The sequence below is a fragment of the Rubinisphaera italica genome, assembly GCF_007859715.1.
GTDB classification, from domain to species: domain Bacteria; phylum Planctomycetota; class Planctomycetia; order Planctomycetales; family Planctomycetaceae; genus Rubinisphaera; species Rubinisphaera italica.
Window position 1 is genome coordinate 721,125 of sequence record NZ_SJPG01000001.1, and the last position, 17,787, is coordinate 738,911.

General features: G+C 48.1%; 12 protein-coding genes. 5 read left to right on the forward strand and 7 right to left on the reverse strand.

From position 1 onward, the window contains the following. Window positions 1-24: 24 nt before the first annotated feature. On the forward strand, window positions 25-1,155 hold the full coding sequence (gene mqnE / locus Pan54_RS02810; protein ID WP_146502055.1) for an aminofutalosine synthase MqnE: 1,131 nt from the start codon (window positions 25-27) through the stop codon (window positions 1,153-1,155). 44 nt (window positions 1,156-1,199) lie between these two features. Here mqnE and Pan54_RS02815 read toward each other — a convergent pair whose 3' ends face one another. The 4 genes from Pan54_RS02815 to Pan54_RS02830 all read right to left on the reverse strand — a co-directional run bounded on the left by Pan54_RS02815 (window position 1,200) and on the right by Pan54_RS02830 (window position 5,178). Continuing rightward, the gene (locus Pan54_RS02815; protein ID WP_146502056.1) at window positions 1,200-2,138 is read right to left on the reverse strand and encodes a phosphatidate cytidylyltransferase; all 939 of its coding nucleotides are present in this window, start codon (window positions 2,136-2,138) and stop codon (window positions 1,200-1,202) included. Between the two features lie 199 nt (window positions 2,139-2,337). Then, window positions 2,338-3,120: an isoprenyl transferase gene (locus tag Pan54_RS02820; protein WP_146502057.1), complete on the reverse strand. Its 783-nt coding sequence runs from the start codon at window positions 3,118-3,120 to the stop codon at window positions 2,338-2,340. Window positions 3,121-3,236: 116 nt separating this feature from the next. Then, the gene (locus tag Pan54_RS02825) at window positions 3,237-3,428 is read right to left on the reverse strand and encodes a carbon storage regulator (RefSeq protein WP_146502058.1); all 192 of its coding nucleotides are present in this window, start codon (window positions 3,426-3,428) and stop codon (window positions 3,237-3,239) included. A 349-nt stretch (window positions 3,429-3,777) separates the two neighbouring features. Next, window positions 3,778-5,178, reverse strand: coding sequence for a nucleoside permease (locus Pan54_RS02830; RefSeq protein ID WP_146502059.1), 1,401 nt, complete (start codon window positions 5,176-5,178; stop codon window positions 3,778-3,780). Window positions 5,179-5,563: 385 nt separating this feature from the next. Between Pan54_RS02830 and serC the strand changes: the two genes are divergently transcribed. Further along, window positions 5,564-6,646: a 3-phosphoserine/phosphohydroxythreonine transaminase gene (gene serC, locus Pan54_RS02835; RefSeq protein WP_146506286.1), complete on the forward strand. Its 1,083-nt coding sequence runs from the start codon at window positions 5,564-5,566 to the stop codon at window positions 6,644-6,646. A gap of 319 nt (window positions 6,647-6,965) precedes the next feature. Further along, on the forward strand, window positions 6,966-8,324 hold the full coding sequence (der, locus tag Pan54_RS02840) for a ribosome biogenesis GTPase Der (protein WP_146502060.1): 1,359 nt from the start codon (window positions 6,966-6,968) through the stop codon (window positions 8,322-8,324). 301 nt (window positions 8,325-8,625) lie between these two features. On the opposite strand, the gene Pan54_RS02845 is transcribed toward der, so the two are convergent. Both Pan54_RS02845 and Pan54_RS02850 read right to left on the reverse strand, forming a co-directional pair. Next, a complete protein-coding gene (locus Pan54_RS02845) occupies window positions 8,626-10,245 on the reverse strand; it encodes a thioredoxin-like domain-containing protein (RefSeq protein ID WP_146502061.1) in 1,620 nt (539 codons plus the stop codon). Between the two features lie 152 nt (window positions 10,246-10,397). Further along, complete coding sequence (locus Pan54_RS02850; RefSeq protein WP_165441552.1) at window positions 10,398-11,609, reverse strand: TlpA family protein disulfide reductase; 1,212 nt, start codon at window positions 11,607-11,609, stop codon at window positions 10,398-10,400. A gap of 326 nt (window positions 11,610-11,935) precedes the next feature. Between Pan54_RS02850 and Pan54_RS02855 the strand changes: the two genes are divergently transcribed. Next, window positions 11,936-14,017, forward strand: a complete 2,082-nt coding sequence (locus Pan54_RS02855; RefSeq protein ID WP_146502063.1) for a M3 family metallopeptidase — start codon at window positions 11,936-11,938, stop codon at window positions 14,015-14,017. 162 nt (window positions 14,018-14,179) lie between these two features. On the opposite strand, the gene Pan54_RS02860 is transcribed toward Pan54_RS02855, so the two are convergent. Beyond that, window positions 14,180-16,096, reverse strand: a complete 1,917-nt coding sequence (locus Pan54_RS02860) for a hypothetical protein (RefSeq protein ID WP_146502064.1) — start codon at window positions 16,094-16,096, stop codon at window positions 14,180-14,182. Window positions 16,097-16,668: 572 nt separating this feature from the next. Here Pan54_RS02860 and Pan54_RS02865 point away from each other — a divergent pair. Continuing rightward, complete coding sequence (locus Pan54_RS02865; protein WP_146502065.1) at window positions 16,669-17,784, forward strand: hypothetical protein; 1,116 nt, start codon at window positions 16,669-16,671, stop codon at window positions 17,782-17,784. Window positions 17,785-17,787: the final 3 nt, after the last annotated feature.

Consider the following 17,787-nt stretch of genomic DNA (forward strand, 5'->3'; position numbering starts at 1 on the left):
ATAATATCACACAGTGAAAATACTATGCCACAAGCAGATATTCAAAAACGAGTTGCGGAAATCGAAGAGAAGGTCTACTCAGGAACACGTCTGTCTATCGAGGATGGTTTGTTTCTGGATCGCTCAGTCGATCTGCTGACATTGGGGCGACTGGCCCATCACGTTCGCGTGCAGAGAAATGGTCATTACGCTTATTACAACACCAACATTCATCTGAACCCAACCAATGTGTGCGTATATCGCTGTCGATTTTGCGCATTCCGTTCCGATCTGAAAGCCGACAAAGCCTATGTGTTTACGGATGAAATGGTCCGCGAACGTGTCCGGGAGGCTCAGGAAAAAGGGGCTACGGAAATCCATGTGGTGGGTGGATTGCATCATCAGAAAAAATTCGACTGGTATCTCAATCTGGTTCGAGTAATCCATGAGACCGATCCGGATATTCACATCAAAGCCTGGACCGGTGTCGAAATGAACTGGTTCAGCCACATCACGAAGAAGCCTTATGACTGGGTCATTCAGGAATTGATCGATGTTGGACTGGGCAGTATGCCTGGTGGTGGTGCAGAAATTTTTGATGAAACGATCCGCAAGCAACTTTGTGAACATAAATCAGATTCCGAACGCTGGCTCGAAATCCATCGAACTGCTCATCAACTTGGTTTACGCACAAATGCAACGATGCTTTACGGTCATGTCGAAGAGGCCGAGCATCGAATTGATCACCTGAATAGACTGCGAACTTTGCAGGATGAAACCGGCGGATTTCAGACCTTCATTCCACTGGCATTTCATCCGGAAAATACTGGCTTGGATTATCTTCCCAAACCAACTGGTCAAATGGATTTGCGAATGATTGCCCTGAGCCGTTTAATGCTTGATAACTTCGATCACATTAAGGCGTACTGGATTATGCTTGGAGAAGCGACCGCTCAAATCGCACTCGGTTTTGGAGCAGACGATATCGACGGCACCGTTGTGCACGAAACGATCTATCACGATGCGGGGGCCAAAACGCCGCAAGCTTTGACAGTGCCCGCATTGCACCGCATGATTCGCGAAGCTGGTTGCGAACCTGTGGAACGCGATACGCTTTATCGACGCGTTATTCGCGATGGGCATCGCTGGTCAATTGGCGAACCGGTACTGGCGTAATAGTAGCACTTTGCGATATGGGGGCGCTCCATCGCAGTTCAGCTTTACACCCAACTTGCCATCGGGAATAAACTCCAGAAGAGATATGCAACGGGGCCAGTATAAAGGACGCTATCGAGGATATCGAGAATTCCGCCAAAGCCAGGCATGAGAGGAGCGGAGTCCTTTTTTCCGACATCCCGTTTGATGAGTGATTCGCAAAGATCCCCCAACATGCCGACGACTCCCACAACGATGCCGTAAAGAATGGACAGCGGCCACGGGCAGGCTTCCCAGTTGGGATTAAACACTGGAGGCATATAGGTCAGCCAAAGCCAGGAGAAAAATGCAGACGCGACGAGTGCACCCCGAGCGCCCCACCACGTTTTGCCGGGGCTGAGCAGTGGATTCAACTTCTTGCGTCCGAAAAGCTTTCCGAGAGTAAATGCACCCACATCGCCCCCTTTAGCGGCGACGATGAGCGAACCCAATACCAGATAACCCGCCTGTGGACCGGCGACCCAGCGGAGTTGAGCGGTCATGCTCAGGAATACGCCAACATATACAACACTCATAATTTCGGCGCTGAGCGTCTCCATACTTTGGCCGGGCTCTCGAAAGCGCAGAGCAGACATCATGAACAAGGCCATCATTACCAGGCTAAACGTGAGCATCGTCGGGCCGAGGTAAGAGAGATCGACTCCCTGTGTTTCCCCAATTCCCAAAGGTTTTAACCACGTTGCCAGAATGATAGAGACGCTTCCCAAGGCCACCAACAGAAACTTGGGTTGGAAGGATCGTGTCTTGAGCAGATTCGTCATTTCCCAGGAACCACGAATGGCCAGGAACAAGCAAAGTAATAAAAGAACCGGGGCGCTGCGTCCGATTTTATGATCAAAGTAAAACAGGATGCCCAGAGAAGAAATGAGGATCGCAGAAATGATCAGTCGCCACCGCAGGTTTCGACTTTTTTTTGCGGGCTGGACGACAGGAGAAGATTGCATAGACAATATTTTCAAGGGGAACGATGTTCAATAGCTGCGGGGTGACACTGGCTCTGCCAGTGCTTTCAACTTCTTTATTAAACACAACTTGCACTGGCGTAGCCAGTGGCACATAACAATTTCAATCATTTTGAAAAGGAGTCGTGATTAAGCAAGTATGATACTCAATTCCAGAGAAATATTCTCTCACTCTGGCTGGCTAACTATTCAATCCTCCGAAACGGCGATCCCGTTTGACATAATCCTGCATCGCCATATGGAAATCGGCTTCAGTAAATTCCGGCCAATGTTTGTCCGTCACCCACAATTCAGAATAGCTGATTTGCCAGAGTAGAAAATTGCTGATCCGCATTTCTCCTGCTGTGCGAATGACCAGGTCAGGATCGGGCATGCCGGTAGTATCGAGTGAGTTGGAGAGGATCTGCTCATCGATCTGCCCAGGCTGAAGTTCTCCTCGTTCAACTTGCTCGGCTAACTTCCGAACAGCATCGATAATTTCTCCACGTGCCCCATAATTGAGTGCCAGACAGAGTGTCATGCCAGTATTATCGGCCGAGAGTTTTTTTGTCTTATTGATCTCGTCGAGAATGCCTGCTGACAATTCCTCTGTTCTACCAATTGTGCGAAACTGAAGTTTCTGTCTGAGAATTTCTTTTCGCTCATCGACCAGATATTTCTTGAGCAGGAACATCAGAAAAGAAAGTTCTGCAGGAGGACGTTTCCAGTTTTCACTGCTCAGGCAGTAAAGCGTCAAATACTCGACCCCGGCTTTAGCAGCAGTTCGTACAATTTTGCGAACTGTTTTTACGCCATTGCGATGACCTTCAATCCGAGGCATCCCTTTTCGCTGAGCCCAGCGACCGTTGCCATCCATGATGATGGCCACGTGACGGGGAAGGGGGGCAGCATCTAATGCCTGAGAATCTTCAGCTGAAGTCTTTTCCTGGATCGCTTCCGACGATGTTTTGATTTCTGTTTCCATCGCTCAATTGCTATCGTTGTGACCTTGTCATGCCCGCGATGATCTCACGAACATTGTCAGAATTTTTGATCAGAATTATTGATCAGGCAAGCACGAAGCATTGGCCATCAGACAAATTATCTCTTGAGAGCCTCCGGTAAAACTTGCTCCATTTGATTAAGCGTAATCGTTTCTTCACGATAGGGGAACTCGTTTCGTAAAGATTCGAGTGATAAAACGACCATCTCTTTTTTGATCGCTTTCACCGTGACCATAATATGGTCGTCAATAACGAAACTCTCAGACACGCTTCGAGACAATACTTTCATTATCAACCCTCGGAAAATTATACAGCCGCCAGGTTAGAAGCGGCTCTTGATATTATGAAATGAGAACGGGATTCATTCAAAACAGTCATCGCCAATGAAAGTCACTGGCATAGGAACTCCAATGGAAATCGCCTCAGAATTTATTAGTACTTACCGTCGAAAATTTTGTGTTCCGACGTCGCTAGAATGCAACAAGACAGTCGGAGTGATGCACGCGTCATGTGTTTTTTTGAAAGGGACATCATACCGAGCAGGAAATGATTTCGCCAGAAACGGACCGGTTGATTTTCAACCGTCACTGATAACAATCATCCAAAGGCCAGACGCAGCCGTGAACCACGGCTTCATATTACTGAACGATATCCGACAACCCAGCTTCATCCTCGGCTGAAACTTCCGTAATCGCTTCTTCAACTTCACGATCCCAGAAGAACGCAAAGAAGATAACAGCAATCAAAGCCGCCATCCCGGCAGGAACCCACCAGAAGGCTTGCCATTGAGCCATCGTTTCGGAAACCAGTGCAGGATCGACCGGAGGCAAATCGACGGAAAACATTTTCGTCAACTTTTGACCAAACGAAAGCACTTCTTCAGGACGGGCTTCTTTAATCGCATCCTGCAATGCCTGCTGGCTGGGAACAGTTGTGCCTTGCCTTGCAAATGCCACCCAGTAACCGAAATACATACCGACACCTTGAGTGAAGAAAACAAGCATGGACTGTGCCTGTCCACGAATTTCTTTGGGAGCTTTTTGATCGGTGTAAATGAATCCCGTCACAAAGAAGAAGTCGTAACAAATCCCATGCAAAATGATGGCCAGGAAAATCATCCAGGCAACCTGGTCAGGAGCGCCAACTGCGAACAAAGCGTAACGAGTCACCCAGGCAAGCATGCCGATGAGGATCATCCATTTGACGCCGAGATGTCTGAGAAAGTAAGGGATCAGCAGCATAAATACGATTTCTGACATCTGGCCGAGTGTCATGGAAGATGCAGGCTGCTCAAAACCGACTGTTGTCAAATAGTTGGATGTGATTCCATAATAATAAGCCAGGGGAATACAGATTAAAGTCGAGCAGATAATGAACACCGCGAAGTTTGGTCGGGAGAGTAGCTTGAGGGCATCGAGCATCAGCAAGTTTCGAAATTCGACTTTCTGCCCTTTGGCTGGTGGTGGGGTATGTGGCAGTGTGAAGCTGTACACACCAAAGATGAGCGAAGCAATCCCGGCTAGCCAGAACATATTTGTACTCAATGACCAGCCCAGGAAGCCGACGAGCAATCCGGCGACAATCCAACCAATCGTCCCCCAGACGCGGATCTTTGGGAAATCGTTCTGGCTGGGGATGTTGGAAAAGGCAATTGTGTTACTGAGTCCCAACGTCGGCATGTAACAGATCATATGAGCCGTGAACAGCCAGACGACGGTCGACGAATCTCCCAGTGCCGCGTAATGCGGCACCGCACACATGAAGAAGCCTCCCAGTACCATTAACACACCCATCACGAATTCCGAGGCGAAGAACCGGTCGGCAATCAGTCCCAGAAATAACGGGGCGAAAATTGCGGCGATGGGCGCACTTCCATAAGCTCCCCCTTGCGCATCGCCGATGCCGTTTGTTATCAGGCAGGCAGAGAGTGAAGTGAACCACGCTCCCCAGACAAAGAACTGGATGAACATCATGGCCGAGAGACGGGTGACAATAGCGGCATTGGCTGCAGCTTTTGCTTCGGGGGATTTCGATGACATGCATCAATTCCTTGTTGGTATGCTCTTTATGGGTGCATCAATCAGAGGAGCGTTTCTTTGAGCCTCAAACTAAGCCGACAGAAATCGACTCCTGTCAATGTATTGAGCCTTGGCGTGATTGTCCAGAGTCCACATGACAAAGAACTTCTCAGGATGCCGCATACAGAACACGAGCGATACTCGCATAAGGGGTCAAAATTGAGTATCCTGCCAAGAAAATGTCGCCAAAATTTCGTAGGGCAGGCTTCCAGCATGTCTGGCAATAACACAATCATTGTCGAGTGATGGATTTAAGCTCGATTTGACAGGCTGGAAGCCTGTCCTCCCATTTTTTAATAACACTTTTGGATTCAACTTGGAATCCACCAAAAATAAGGCTGAAGAAATGACACAGCGAGTTTATAACTTTTCTGCAGGACCAGCGGTTATGCCAGTGGAAGTTCTCGAAGAAGCCCGCGAAAATATGCTTTCTCTCGGAGAGACCGGCATCGGCGTGATGGAACACTCCCATCGCGGCAAGCCATTCGTGGCCGTTGCTGAAGAGGCAGAAGCCAATTGCCGCAAACTGGCCGGTATCCCCGATGATTATGATGTCCTCTTCCTGCAGGGAGGCGCATCTTCGCAATTCTTTATGATTCCCCAGAACTTTCTCGAACAGGGAAAGACGGCTGACTATCTGGTCACTGGATCCTGGTCGAAAAAAGCGATCAAGGAAGCCAAGCTGTTAGGGAGCACAAATATCGCCTGCAGCAGTGAAGATCGCAACTTCTGCTACATCCCTAAAGACTGCAACTACAGCGACAACTCCGCGTATGTGCACTTCACATCGAACAACACAATTTTCGGGACCGAATTTGCCAGCGAGCCGGAAGTTCCTGAAGGTTCTCCTCTTATCTGTGATGCGAGTAGCGATATTTTCTCACGACCACTCGATATTTCCAAATATGGCCTTCTCTACGGTGGAGCCCAGAAAAATCTCGGTCCCAGTGGTGTGACGTTGGTTATTATTCGCAAGGATCTGGTCGCCAAAGGACCTTCCGACATTCCAGCCATGTTGCAGTACCGCACACATGCCGAGAACGATTCCATGTATAACACTCCGCCAACCTTTGGCTTGTATACAATGGGATTGGTTTTCAAATGGATTCTGGACAACGGCGGACTCGAAGGAATGGCCAGGCATAATGCCGAGAAAGCCAAGCCGTTGTACGATTACCTCGATCAAAGTCAGTTGTTCAAACCGACAGCCGACAAAGACAGTCGTTCGTTGATGAATGTCTGTTTTGTGACTGGTGATGATACTCTCGATGCCAAGTTCGTTTCCGAATCCAAAGCCGCCGGTTTCGATGGTCTGAAAGGTCACCGCAGCGTGGGCGGGATGCGTGCCAGCATTTACAACGCCTTCCCAAAGCAGGGCGTCGTCGATCTGGTCAGCTTCATGAAAGATTTTGAGAGCAAGAACAGCTAAGCGATTGAAACGGATTCCTTCTCATTGGGGAACAGTTTTCTTTCCTTCTCCCCAGGGAGAAGGTGGCTGAAGGCCGGATGAGGGGATGTCTTCGACTTTATTGGCGCAATCAACATCGATTGGCTCACCCTAACCCTCTCCCAGAGGGAGAGGGGACTTATTTTAACTATCTGAATTTTGTTTCCAGAGTAGTCTCCCGACCATTCTGGATGCGTGACTTTCCATTCGGTGGAACACATAAATCGGTCATGCTAAATGGCGTGATCTCAAATTTCTCGGGAGGTTGTCACACTTTTTTTGATTGATGCAGGTTTGATTCATGTCCGTCCCCAAAATCGCAATTGTTGGTCGTCCGAATGTCGGCAAGAGTTCGATTTTCAACTGGCTTTCCGGAAGAATGGTTTCCGTTGTCGATCCGACCGCCGGTGTCACCCGCGATCGCGTCATGCAGTTGCTGTTTCACAATGACCGCTACTTTGAAGTGATTGACACGGGCGGAATCGGCATCGTCGATAGCGATGACTTGTCTGAGGATGTCGAATATCAGATTCGAGTCGCCCTGGAAGAAGCCGTTGCGATTGTCTTTGTGGTCGATGGGATTCAAGGGATCACCCCGCTCGATCAGGAAGTGGCCGAGCAGTTGCGTCGTATTGATCGCCCGAAACTGCTGGTCGTCAATAAATGTGAATCGACCCGCACCGACATGGAAATGCCGCAATTCTTTGGACTGGCCGATGCGGAAGTGCTGCAGACGAGTGTGAAAGCGAACCGAAATCGTATGGAATTGCTCGATGCCATCGTCAAACTGATGCCGGATGCCTCGGAAACGGAATTCTCAGAAGGGACTGACCTCTCAGCCGATCCGGTAATGAAGCTGGCAATCGTCGGACGCAGAAATGTCGGCAAAAGTACTTTCATCAACTCGCTGGCTCAGACGGATCGTATGATCGTCAGCGAAATCGCAGGCACAACGCGTGACAGTGTCGATGTGCGATTCGAATTGGATGAAAAAGCCTTTATCGCAATTGATACGCCGGGCGTACGCAAAAAGAAATCTCTGGCGAATGATATCGAGTTTTACGGACTGGTCCGGGCTCAGAAAAGTATTCGTCGAGCAGACGTGGTTATGGTGTTGTTCGATGCGACAAAAACAATATCTAAAGTCGATAAGCAACTCGTCGAAGAAATCGAGAAGAATTACAAGCCCTGTATTTTTGTCGTCAATAAATGGGATCTGGGTCTCGAACAGAAGATGACATCCGAGAAGTGGGGCGAATATCTAATCAAATCGTTTGCATCGATGCGTCATGTTCCGATTGCCTTCATCACGGCTAAGGATGACAAGAACATCCGCAAGTTGATCAATCTGGCGCAGTCAATTTATAAGCAGGGACAGGAGCGGGTTTCCACAGGTCTGCTCAATAGAATTGTGGAACAGGCTGTTGAACGTAATCCGCCGCCGATGCGCCGCAACAAGCGACCGAAGGTCTACTACGCAACTCAAGTCAGCACACTGCCACCCACAATTGTCGTCAAATGCAATCAGCCGATTCTGTTCGATCCCGCCTGGAAGCGGTATTTCCTGGGGTACCTTCGCGAAGAACTCCCCTTTCAGGAAGTCCCCATCAAATTGTATTTCCGCCCGAAGAACGAAGAGTCAAATCCTTTTGTTAACTAGAGCATTTTTAAAATGAACTGCAGTGTAAGGCAGGAGCAAACTCAATGTTATGAGCCATTTGATGTCCATGCGACTGCAGAAACCATTTGAAAATGGGCTAAATGGCAACTCGCAAGATGAAGGGCAAAGTGGTTTGCAATATCCACGCCCATCATTTTGTTCTGGGACATGCTACCCAGGAACTTATTCACCTATTACAAGGCTCATGAAAACAGTCAATGGCTTAACAAGTCCGAATCAGAGTTTTGAAAACTTGCATTCTCGAAGAGGAGTTTATTACGGGTTTACTTCCCAAAAAAGTTTATTCTGGATCTTTCAAGCCCATAATCTTCAACTCCTGCATGGAGTTATCTTTCAGGTTGACTGTCAGGATGCGATGGTTATTTGTGTCAGCGATATACAGGGTATCGTTAGCGACCGAGAGGCCAGCTGGTTCGGAGAGTTGTGGAGTTTCACCGAGGGTATTTCCTGCAGTACCCGTGCCGAGTAAAGAGGAGACCTCGCCGGTTGTGAGGTCGATAGTGCGAATTTTGTGGTTGTAGCTGTCGGCAACGTACAGTTTGTTATTGTGATAGACGACGCCAATTGGATGCTGGAAACGGGCCTCGGCTCCCGGTTTGTCGATATCACCGAATTCGAATAGAGAGCGTCCCTGAGGCAAATCCCGAGGGCCTGCAATTGTCGTGACGGTCTTGTTCTCCATGTCGACTTTCCGTACAGCCGAGCCTTCGCTATCAACGAAGTATAGAGTTTTACCATCATGTGTAATTCCGGAAGGCTGCGCGAGTGCAGACTCTGTCAGGGAACCATCAATGATGTCTTCCCGTCCGGAACCGGCGAAGACTTCAATCGTCTGTGAGCCGAGTTTGTGCTTGAACAACTGATGCGGCCCCGCCATAGCGATGTAAAGTGTGCCATCGAGTTCGGAAATGGCCCAGGGACTGTTCAGACTCACTTCTTTCAATGAGCCACCCGGGTCGCGAAAACGAGACTGTTCTCCGTTACCAGCGAGAGTTTCGACGGTTTTCTTCATCAGATCGATCACGCGAACGGCATGACTTTCGGTATCGGCGACATAAAGTTTTGTGCCGACAAGTTCCATGCCTTGAGGATGATCGAATTGAGCGTCGGAATACGATCCATCTTTGAGTCCCTCCTTGCCGTTGCCGATCACATCGACCAGCGTTCCATCGAGTCGACAGACGACGATACGGTTGTGATTGCTGTCGGAGATGAACAGCCAGTTATTTTCTGCATCGGCCAGAACTTTGCCGGGGAACTGAAGTGGTGTCTTGGCTAATTTGGCGGCTTCAAGTTCGAATTTGAGAGGTTCTTCGTTGAGGGTTCCCTTAGTACGGTGGTAGTCGATCAATTTGGAGATGACACCATCGAGCGTTTTACGATTGCCTTCGCCGGAGACATAGCCGATGTATTTTCCTTCGGGGTCGACAATCACTAATGTCGGCCAACTGCGTGAGCCAAACTTTTGCCAGACTTTCATGTCGGCATCGTTAATGACGGGATGCTTGATTTCATAGCGTTGAATAGCCGAACGGATTGCAGAAGTGTCCTGCTCATTCTCGAATTTGGCGGAGTGGACTCCGATTACAACCAGTTCATTGGGATACTTGTTCTCCAGATATTCCAAGTCCGGCAATACGTGCATACAGTTGATGCAGCAGTACGTCCAGAAGTCAATCAGTACAACTTTCCCCTTTAAGTCCTTCCAATCGAGCGGTTCGGACGTATTCAGCCATCCATGCCCACCTTCGAAACTGGGCGCATCGAATCGCTGAGGAAATGGACTTTCTCCTGCAGCAGTTGGAGGAGTTTCATCAGCTTGAGTGAAGCCTTTTGAAATTCCCAGTACAAAACACATAAATGCCAGTGTGAGCAAGCCTGTCCAATGTGGTTTTGTCATAATGTAGCCTGATATTTGGGTGATGGTTTACTAAGGCGAGCTGAGTCCGATATGGCAAGTAGGGGACGAATCGATTTCGACTCATCTTCGCATTGCAGACAGGGATTGTGAGATATCCTGAGTTTTGCCTGGCTCGCCTGAAAGATCGTTCGTTACTCCGGGTTCGCTTCCTGAACAGAAGCCTTTTCGGGAGCGGCACCTTCCGCGGTAACACTTTCCAGGAACAGTTTTTCAAGCTCGTGAGTCAACTCTTTTCCACGTGCGTTGAGGGTGACGACTTTCCCATCACGATTCACAAGAATGCACTGAGGGATACTGTTAATGCCATAGCGGGTGGCATTGGGATTTTCCATGCCGAGTTGTTCGGCATCCCGGCTGAACAGGTTTTGCCAGGGAAGTTTCATGTCATCAATAATGGCGATCGCCCGGTCGGCTGAGTCATCCAGATTGACTCCAACAACTTCAAATCCATCCGCATGATAAGTGTTGTACATCTGCTTGATGTGTGGCATCTCCTCAAGACAATATCCGCACCAACTGGCCCAGAACTGAATCAGCACGACTTTGCCTCTGTGATTTTTAATATCATAGTCGGCTCCTGTCAGATTCTTTCCCGAGATCTTGATTTCATTCCCCGGCAATTCGAGTCGACGAGCGACGCCTTCAAACTCAGAAGCCCGGGCGCGCATTTCGGGAGAGTCCGAAGTTTTTGCTTGTTCGGCCAGATTTTTATAAATCTTTTTAGAAGACTCGGCATCTCCGAGTTGTTCGAGCAGGTCGGCTGTGATACTCGCAATCTGGACTTCACGGTCAGTCATGTCTGCACTGTTTAATAGATCCATCAGCTCTTTAACGAAAGCCGTTCTCCCTGCAGAATCTAAGCCTTGCAGTTCATTCAGGCGACTCGAAAGCAGAATCAATTTTCCTTCGCGAGCAACGAGAGGACGAGGATCTTCCGAAATGGTTTTTGCCATCACGATGGCATTCGTCATCGCATTGGGATCGCCTGCCTGAGCCAGAATACCCAACGCTTCCATTTTGTTCTGAATCGCTTCGAGTGCCAGTTCTGCATCGACATTCGTATTTTCGATGATGATCTGTGAGCCTTTAACAATGTGCCCGAGAATTTTCACTTTGAGGAGATTGGCTTCCTGAGGCGAGGCGACATCAATTCGAGTTTGCCAGAGCCCTTTGACCGTCTCCAGTGTTTCTTCAGGATTGGCAGCCGGGTCAAACTCCGGCAACTGAATTTTTGCAGGAGTTTCTACGGAAGCTTCCGTATTCAATTCTGCAGCCGGTTGAGCCTGTGCTGAAACGGAAGTCAGGGCCAGCAGCATGGCAAGGGTTAATAACAGGCGGGGCATGAAAGATCCTTTGGGGATTGCAATGGAAGACCGTTGCAATATTGTTGTGGAGAAATAGTTTATCTTCATTAGTTTATACGTTTTTTGAAATAATTCATGCCAATTTCATGGATTTCTTGCATTTTCAACAGGAGAACTCCTAAGTTTCCCTGCATCTGCTACCCTTGTCGACATTCAGGAAAGTGATCAAACTTGATCTTGTTGAGTGTCGCAAGTTGAGTGCGGAATGATTTTGAACATGATCTTTCATTCAGCACCGATACAATGCCGGACCTGTAACAGATTACCAAAACCTTAAACACTCAACTCATTTAGGATATTTCCCCATGGATCAGGCACCCTCGAACCCATTGATGCAAGAATCAGGACTTCCCCGTTTTGATGAAATTGAAGCGGTTCATGTCGTACCAGCAGTGCAGCAATTGCTGGTGAGGGCCACGAAGCTGTTTGACGAAGTCGAAGCTCTGGAGGAGCCGTCCTGGGAAGAATTGTTTGGGCGTCTTGATCGTATCGATCAATATTTCGAGCAGACCTGGAAACCGATCGGACATTTTAACAGTGTCAAAAACTCGTCCGAACTTCGAGCAGCTTACGAAGAAGTCCTGCCGGAAGTTGTCAAATACAGTATACGTGTCTCGCAAAGTGAAAAGCTGTATCAGGAATTCAAGACGATTCGGGAGTCGGACAGTTGGGATTCACTCAGTTCGGCCCGCAAACGGATTATCGAACAGCGATTGCTCTCAGCCGAACTTTCCGGTGTTGCCTTGCCGGATGACCAGAAAGAGAAGTTCAATGAGATGACGCATGAGTTGTCTAAACTCGGCAACAAATTTTCCAACAATGTGCTCGATGCCACGAATGCTTATGAACTGATCGTGACTGATCCCGCAGATGCTCAAGGGTGGCCGAACTCGCTTAAAAATTTGACAAGTCAAGCATTCAACAAAACTCGAAAAGAAGAAGAACCGGCATCCACTCCTGAAACAGGTCCCTGGAAAATTACACTCGAAGTTCCGATTGTCCAGCCTTTCTGGCAACATTGCCAAAATCGGGATTTACGTGAGCAAACCTATCGAGCCTACATCTCGCGAGCCGCTTCTGCAGAGTTTGATAATACGGAAAACTGCAACCGCATTTTGACTTTGCGTCGGGAACAGGCAAAGATGCTGGGTTACAACAATTATGCCGAAGTCAGTCTGTCGGAAAAAATGGCAGAAAATGTAGACGCGGTGCAGGAGATGTTCGAAACCTTACGCAAGGCATCCATTGAACCAGCTAAGGATGACCTCGATGATCTCCAGAAACTGGCAAATGAATCTGGTGAATCCAACGATTTGAAGCAATGGGATATTGCTTTTTGGGCCGAACGACTCCGTGAAAAAAAATATGAAGTGACAGACGAAGTTCTGCGTCAGTACTTCCAGCACGAACGGGTCCTCAATGGTCTGTTCTCGCTTGTGGAGCGACTCTTCGGAGTGCAGGTTCGCGAAGTTGATGGCGATGTCTCCTGCTGGGAGCCTAGCGTTCGCTATTATATGATCTTTAAAGATGACCAGGCCGTCGCCGGGTTCTTTTACGATCCTTATTCCCGACCGGAAAACAAACGGGGCGGGGCGTGGATGGATGTCTGTCTCAATCGAAGGCAAACTCCCGATGGTTTGCAATTGCCGGTTGCCCATCTGGTTTGTAACTGCACTCCACCAGTTGGCGATTCCCCCTCGCTCATGACCTTCCGTGAAGTTGAAACGCTCTTTCATGAATTTGGTCATGGCTTACAGCACATGCTTACGACAGTTGATGAGCCTGATGTGGCCGGGATTAATGGAGTCGAATGGGATGCGGTCGAGTTGCCAAGTCAGTTCATGGAGAACTGGTGCTATCACAAACCGACACTGCTCGGCATGACCGCTCACGTCGAAACTGGCGAACCTTTGCCGGATGAACTCTTTGAGAAAATCGTAAACGCTCGCCACTTCCGAGCCGGGTCTGATACCTTGCGGCAATTGACCTTCGGGATGACCGACATGCTGCTGCACTCGGAATTCATCCCGAATGGTGAAACCACAATATTTGATGTTCAACGTGATGTAATGCAATCGACTGCGATCATGCCGATGTTGCCCGAAGATCGTATGCTCTGTTCATTCCAGCACATTTTCGCAGGCGGTTATGCAGCCGGTTATTACAGCTATAAATGGGCCGAAGTTCTTTCAGCCGATGCCTTTGGAGCATTTGAAGAAGCAGGACTGGAAAACGAAGAGGCGATCGAAGAAACCGGACGCCACTTCCGAGACACCATTCTCGCCCAGGGCGGGAGTCAGCATCCGATGACTCTCTTCGAACAATTCCGCGGCCGCGAGCCTGATCCGACAGTCTTGTTAAGGCAGTGCGGATTGTTGAAAGAATAGTCGGAACTTACCGAGCGATGGCTATTTCGGAACGACATTAAGTTCTCAGTGAGATTAATTCTGCTGATCGCTGCAGAGAATTGTTAACAGGCATTTGTAAAAAAAATAGCGTACCTGAAATTCAGGTACGCTATTTTCGTTAGTTAGACTGAGAGAGAAGTCTTACTCTCGTTCATCCGGTTCGACGACTACGACCATCCATCCATTCACTGTATGTAGTGAAGCAATTGTGACGGGCACTTTCTTGCCGTTTTCTTCATCGGCTTCGAACAGAATATGTCGATCGAACGTTTCTTCCGCTAATCGTTCCTGGAATCGCTCTTTGATTTTATTGGCGATCACAGGATCTTCCCCGCGACGATAGTTCGGGTCGGAGGTATCGAGCGGTTTGGAATAGACGTCACGAGTTTCAGAAATCTGCAGACGAATCTGATCTTCTTCCAGGACATATTCGATCGGGATTTCAACGCGACGTATTGCGATTGGGTTTTCACGATCTTCAGATTTCAAACCGATTCTCAGAATCACCTTAATGAGTCCCCCTTCAAACTGCACATGCAGGGGATCGACATCGTAGATAATTACATCATCGCCAGAATCTTCAGCCGGTTCACGTTCTTTCGTGATATCGAAAGCCCGTCGAAACTTCTCGGCCAGTTGCTGAGAGAACTCTGGGAAAGGCAATGCCTGCCCAGGTTCCAGATCGATTGTGTCGATTGCCAGAGCGTTATTTACCCAGCTTTCGTGGACGTGCAGTGTCATACCGGTTGGAGAGTTAAATGCCGTACTGGCACGGTCTGCTCCCAGCTGACCTTCATTCATAAGACGTTCAGCGGTTCGCAATTCGTCATCGTCCGTGCGAGCCAGAACTTCATTGGGAGCAATTCCTTCTGCAGCCATTCGTTTACGGCGTTTTTTGTTTTCCTTATTCATATCATTGAAGGAGTCTTCGATTTCCTGATTGAATTTCGGTAAAACACGTTTCCGTAATTTATAGGCGGCAATTCGCTCGGATTCCGGCATCTTGTCGACTGCTTTTTCGTAAGCAATTTTGTCCCCAATCAACTTGGCGATCAATCCCCGACGATTCAGGTATGCACTTCTCACATGATTATTCGCATTCACTCCCAGAGAAGCTCGGTAGTAACTGAATACGTTTCCATCATATTCCAATTCTTTTTTACCAGTGAAATAGTGATTTCCAGTTGTCAGTACAGTCGCCTGATCGGTCACACCTCGAGTGTTTGATCGAGTGTTTCCATTGATTCGGATCGCGAATTTTGCGGAATCATCTGAAGGAAGGAAATCGATGTAAACGCCGGATTTGGTTCGTTGAGTTCCCGTGACTCGCGCCCCCAGAATGCAATCGCAAATCGGGCCGCACTCGCGACGACATTCGTAAAATGCGAAATCGGCAAAAGGTTCCGAGACGAACGTACGAACGTTGAAGTTGTAGTAGTTAATGCGAATTTTATCGACGAGAGACGATGAATTACTGGACATACCTTCCAAAGTTGAGATCAACTGAGGGACGGTTTCAGGAGCTTCATCGTTCAGCTTGATATCGACATCACGGTCATCGGATTCATAGCGTTCGAGCGATTGAAACAACTGGGCTAATACGGGTTGCAGGTCCTTGGATTGATCGGAGGATTTTTTCAGCAATTCCAGAGTCGCTTCGTAAATTGCAATTCTTCGGGCAATTTTACCTTCGAGATCGACCAGCAAATCCTGATTGGCCAATTCTTCTTCCGATTGAAATGCAGGATAAGTCAAATCCAGTTGCTCGTTCAGCTCGGCCAATAACTGTTCCTGCTGCTCGATTGTAAGCGGCTCGAAACCATACAGTTTTTCCAGCAGTTCCTGAGTTTTGTCGCTCCACTCTCCCCAGGATTCGCTCAAGCCTGAGAAATCCTCACCTCGTATGCCCCAGGGCGGTTCATTAAGGACGGCATCTCGAAAGATTGCCTTGAGTCCAACATCATCCTGAGCAAATGAAGTTGTTGTTGATAAGCTAAAGGCACAAACTGCCGTCAGGCAGCCTGCCAAAAACCTTCTTGATAACTTGTAAGTCGTCATAACTAGAAATCTTTCCAGAGTCCGCTTATTGCGATGAAACCCATGTAATTCAGTATCGACATTTCGCAGAAATGAATTTTTTGAAATTCAACCCGCAGATAAGGTCTCGACGTAATTTTACTTTATTAACCTCGAATACCTTGCACGCCACTTAACGCCTGCATGCCCGCAGAGCTACTTATATTACCTATGTTAACAAGTGAGTCCTGCGCCACAAAGGATTGCTACGAACTGCAGCAAAAAATACGAAAAGTTCCAAAAGTGTACATGTGTATTTTATTGTCGCAAGATCACCGATAGAATTGTATTTAGCCAGTAACGTTTGCAGCTCGATTCACTTAACTCAGTTGGACTGGTTTGTTTCACGATTTGAATTACCTTCAGAGAAATTGGATTTCCACCACATTGCGAACTTGAGACTTTGAGTGCCAGCGGAAAGAATGAATTAGAAATATGACTTACGAGTGAACTCGATAGGAGTGACTTTCGTTCAGAAAACATTCCACCACAAATCTAATGTTGTACCATCTCCGGGGTCGCTCAGTTTTTCTTCAATAACCATCAGGATCTCGATGTCGGAATTGCCAGCGAAAACGAATCCTGAAAAGCGGAAAGGATTCCGTAAAAGTAAGCGGGACAATCCTGGTCAGGAGAACGCTCCTGGCTGGAATAAAGAGTGTTTATGTGGACAAAAACTAACTGGATTACGAGCGGAATCTCCTCAGCGTATTCTCTGTGATCATTGTGATCGGAAGCACTTCATTCTGCCGATCAGCAAATATCCCGAGCCCAAACGACTCAAGAAGAAGCGGCCAAAAAAACGACAGCGGGAAGAACCCCTTTCAAAAACCATCTCCCGAACGTTTTCACGAGCAGGAATCGCCGTGAAAGCAGGATTTGGTAAGTTACTCGCAATGGTTTGGCAACGAATCGTTGTTGGATTTCGCGCCTTCCGTGCCAGCTTGACTCCGCTGCGTCTGACGATGCTTTCGCTGGTGATTGTGATTTGCTGTGGTGTTTACTTCGCCATTCAGCAACAACAGCAAAGTAAAGCGATACGTATTTTGCGTGAATCGGTCGCTGAAGCGGAGTCAGCAATAAAAGATCGGAACTGGCCTGCTGCGACCGAACAATATCATCTGGCAGCCGAAGCAATTCGAGTGTTGAATCGAGACGATGTTTTTGCTCGGGAAGTATTACAGAAAGATCGGGAATTGCAGGCTGTCGAAGGTTTGTGTCTGTTATCACTGGAAGACATTATCGAGGAAGTAAGTGATCCCCAGCAAACATTGAATGACTGGGAAACTCTGTTTCGCCTGCAGATCGATCAACGCTGGATGATTGTAGAAGCCTGGCTCTCACCCGGGAAATCAAACTCAGTTATTGCGGAAACCATCCCCTTGAAAAGTGGAGTTATCAGCATTATCTGGCCAGGAGAGTTGATGAAAGTAGACTTTGCAGACTCGGGGCCAGTGCATGTCCTGATCGCCGGTCAGATTTCAGCAGTGAATCGATCCACTCTCGAGAGCATCGATTGGGAGATTCTAATTCAACCGGAAACCGCTTTTCACTGGTGTTTTCCAGAGACCTGCGAACGTCTCAACTTTGAACTCGAAACTCCATGGATGCCTGAAGATAGCTTGCAATCGGTTCTGGATCGACAAAAAGCGACATTATTGAAGGAATAGTCG

Bases quoted from the DNA above. Each gene is read 5' to 3' on its own strand.
- Pan54_RS02825 (WP_146502058.1), bottom strand. From the start codon at position 3,428: ATGAAAGTATTGTCTCGAAGCGTGTCTGAGAGTTTCGTTATTGACGAC.
- Pan54_RS02845 (WP_146502061.1), bottom strand. From the start codon at position 10,245: ATGACAAAACCACATTGGACAGGCTTGCTCACACTGGCATTTATGTGT.
- Pan54_RS02865 (WP_146502065.1), top strand. From the start codon at position 16,669: ATGTCGGAATTGCCAGCGAAAACGAATCCTGAAAAGCGGAAAGGATTC.
- Pan54_RS02820 (WP_146502057.1), bottom strand. From the start codon at position 3,120: ATGGAAACAGAAATCAAAACATCGTCGGAAGCGATCCAGGAAAAGACT.
- Pan54_RS02860 (WP_146502064.1), bottom strand. From the start codon at position 16,096: ATGACGACTTACAAGTTATCAAGAAGGTTTTTGGCAGGCTGCCTGACG.
- Pan54_RS02830 (WP_146502059.1), bottom strand. From the start codon at position 5,178: ATGTCATCGAAATCCCCCGAAGCAAAAGCTGCAGCCAATGCCGCTATT.
- Pan54_RS02855 (WP_146502063.1), top strand. From the start codon at position 11,936: ATGGATCAGGCACCCTCGAACCCATTGATGCAAGAATCAGGACTTCCC.
- Pan54_RS02850 (WP_165441552.1), bottom strand. From the start codon at position 11,609: ATGCCCCGCCTGTTATTAACCCTTGCCATGCTGCTGGCCCTGACTTCC.
- mqnE (WP_146502055.1), top strand. From the start codon at position 25: ATGCCACAAGCAGATATTCAAAAACGAGTTGCGGAAATCGAAGAGAAG.
- der (WP_146502060.1), top strand. From the start codon at position 6,966: ATGTCCGTCCCCAAAATCGCAATTGTTGGTCGTCCGAATGTCGGCAAG.
- serC (WP_146506286.1), top strand. From the start codon at position 5,564: ATGACACAGCGAGTTTATAACTTTTCTGCAGGACCAGCGGTTATGCCA.
- Pan54_RS02815 (WP_146502056.1), bottom strand. From the start codon at position 2,138: ATGCAATCTTCTCCTGTCGTCCAGCCCGCAAAAAAAAGTCGAAACCTG.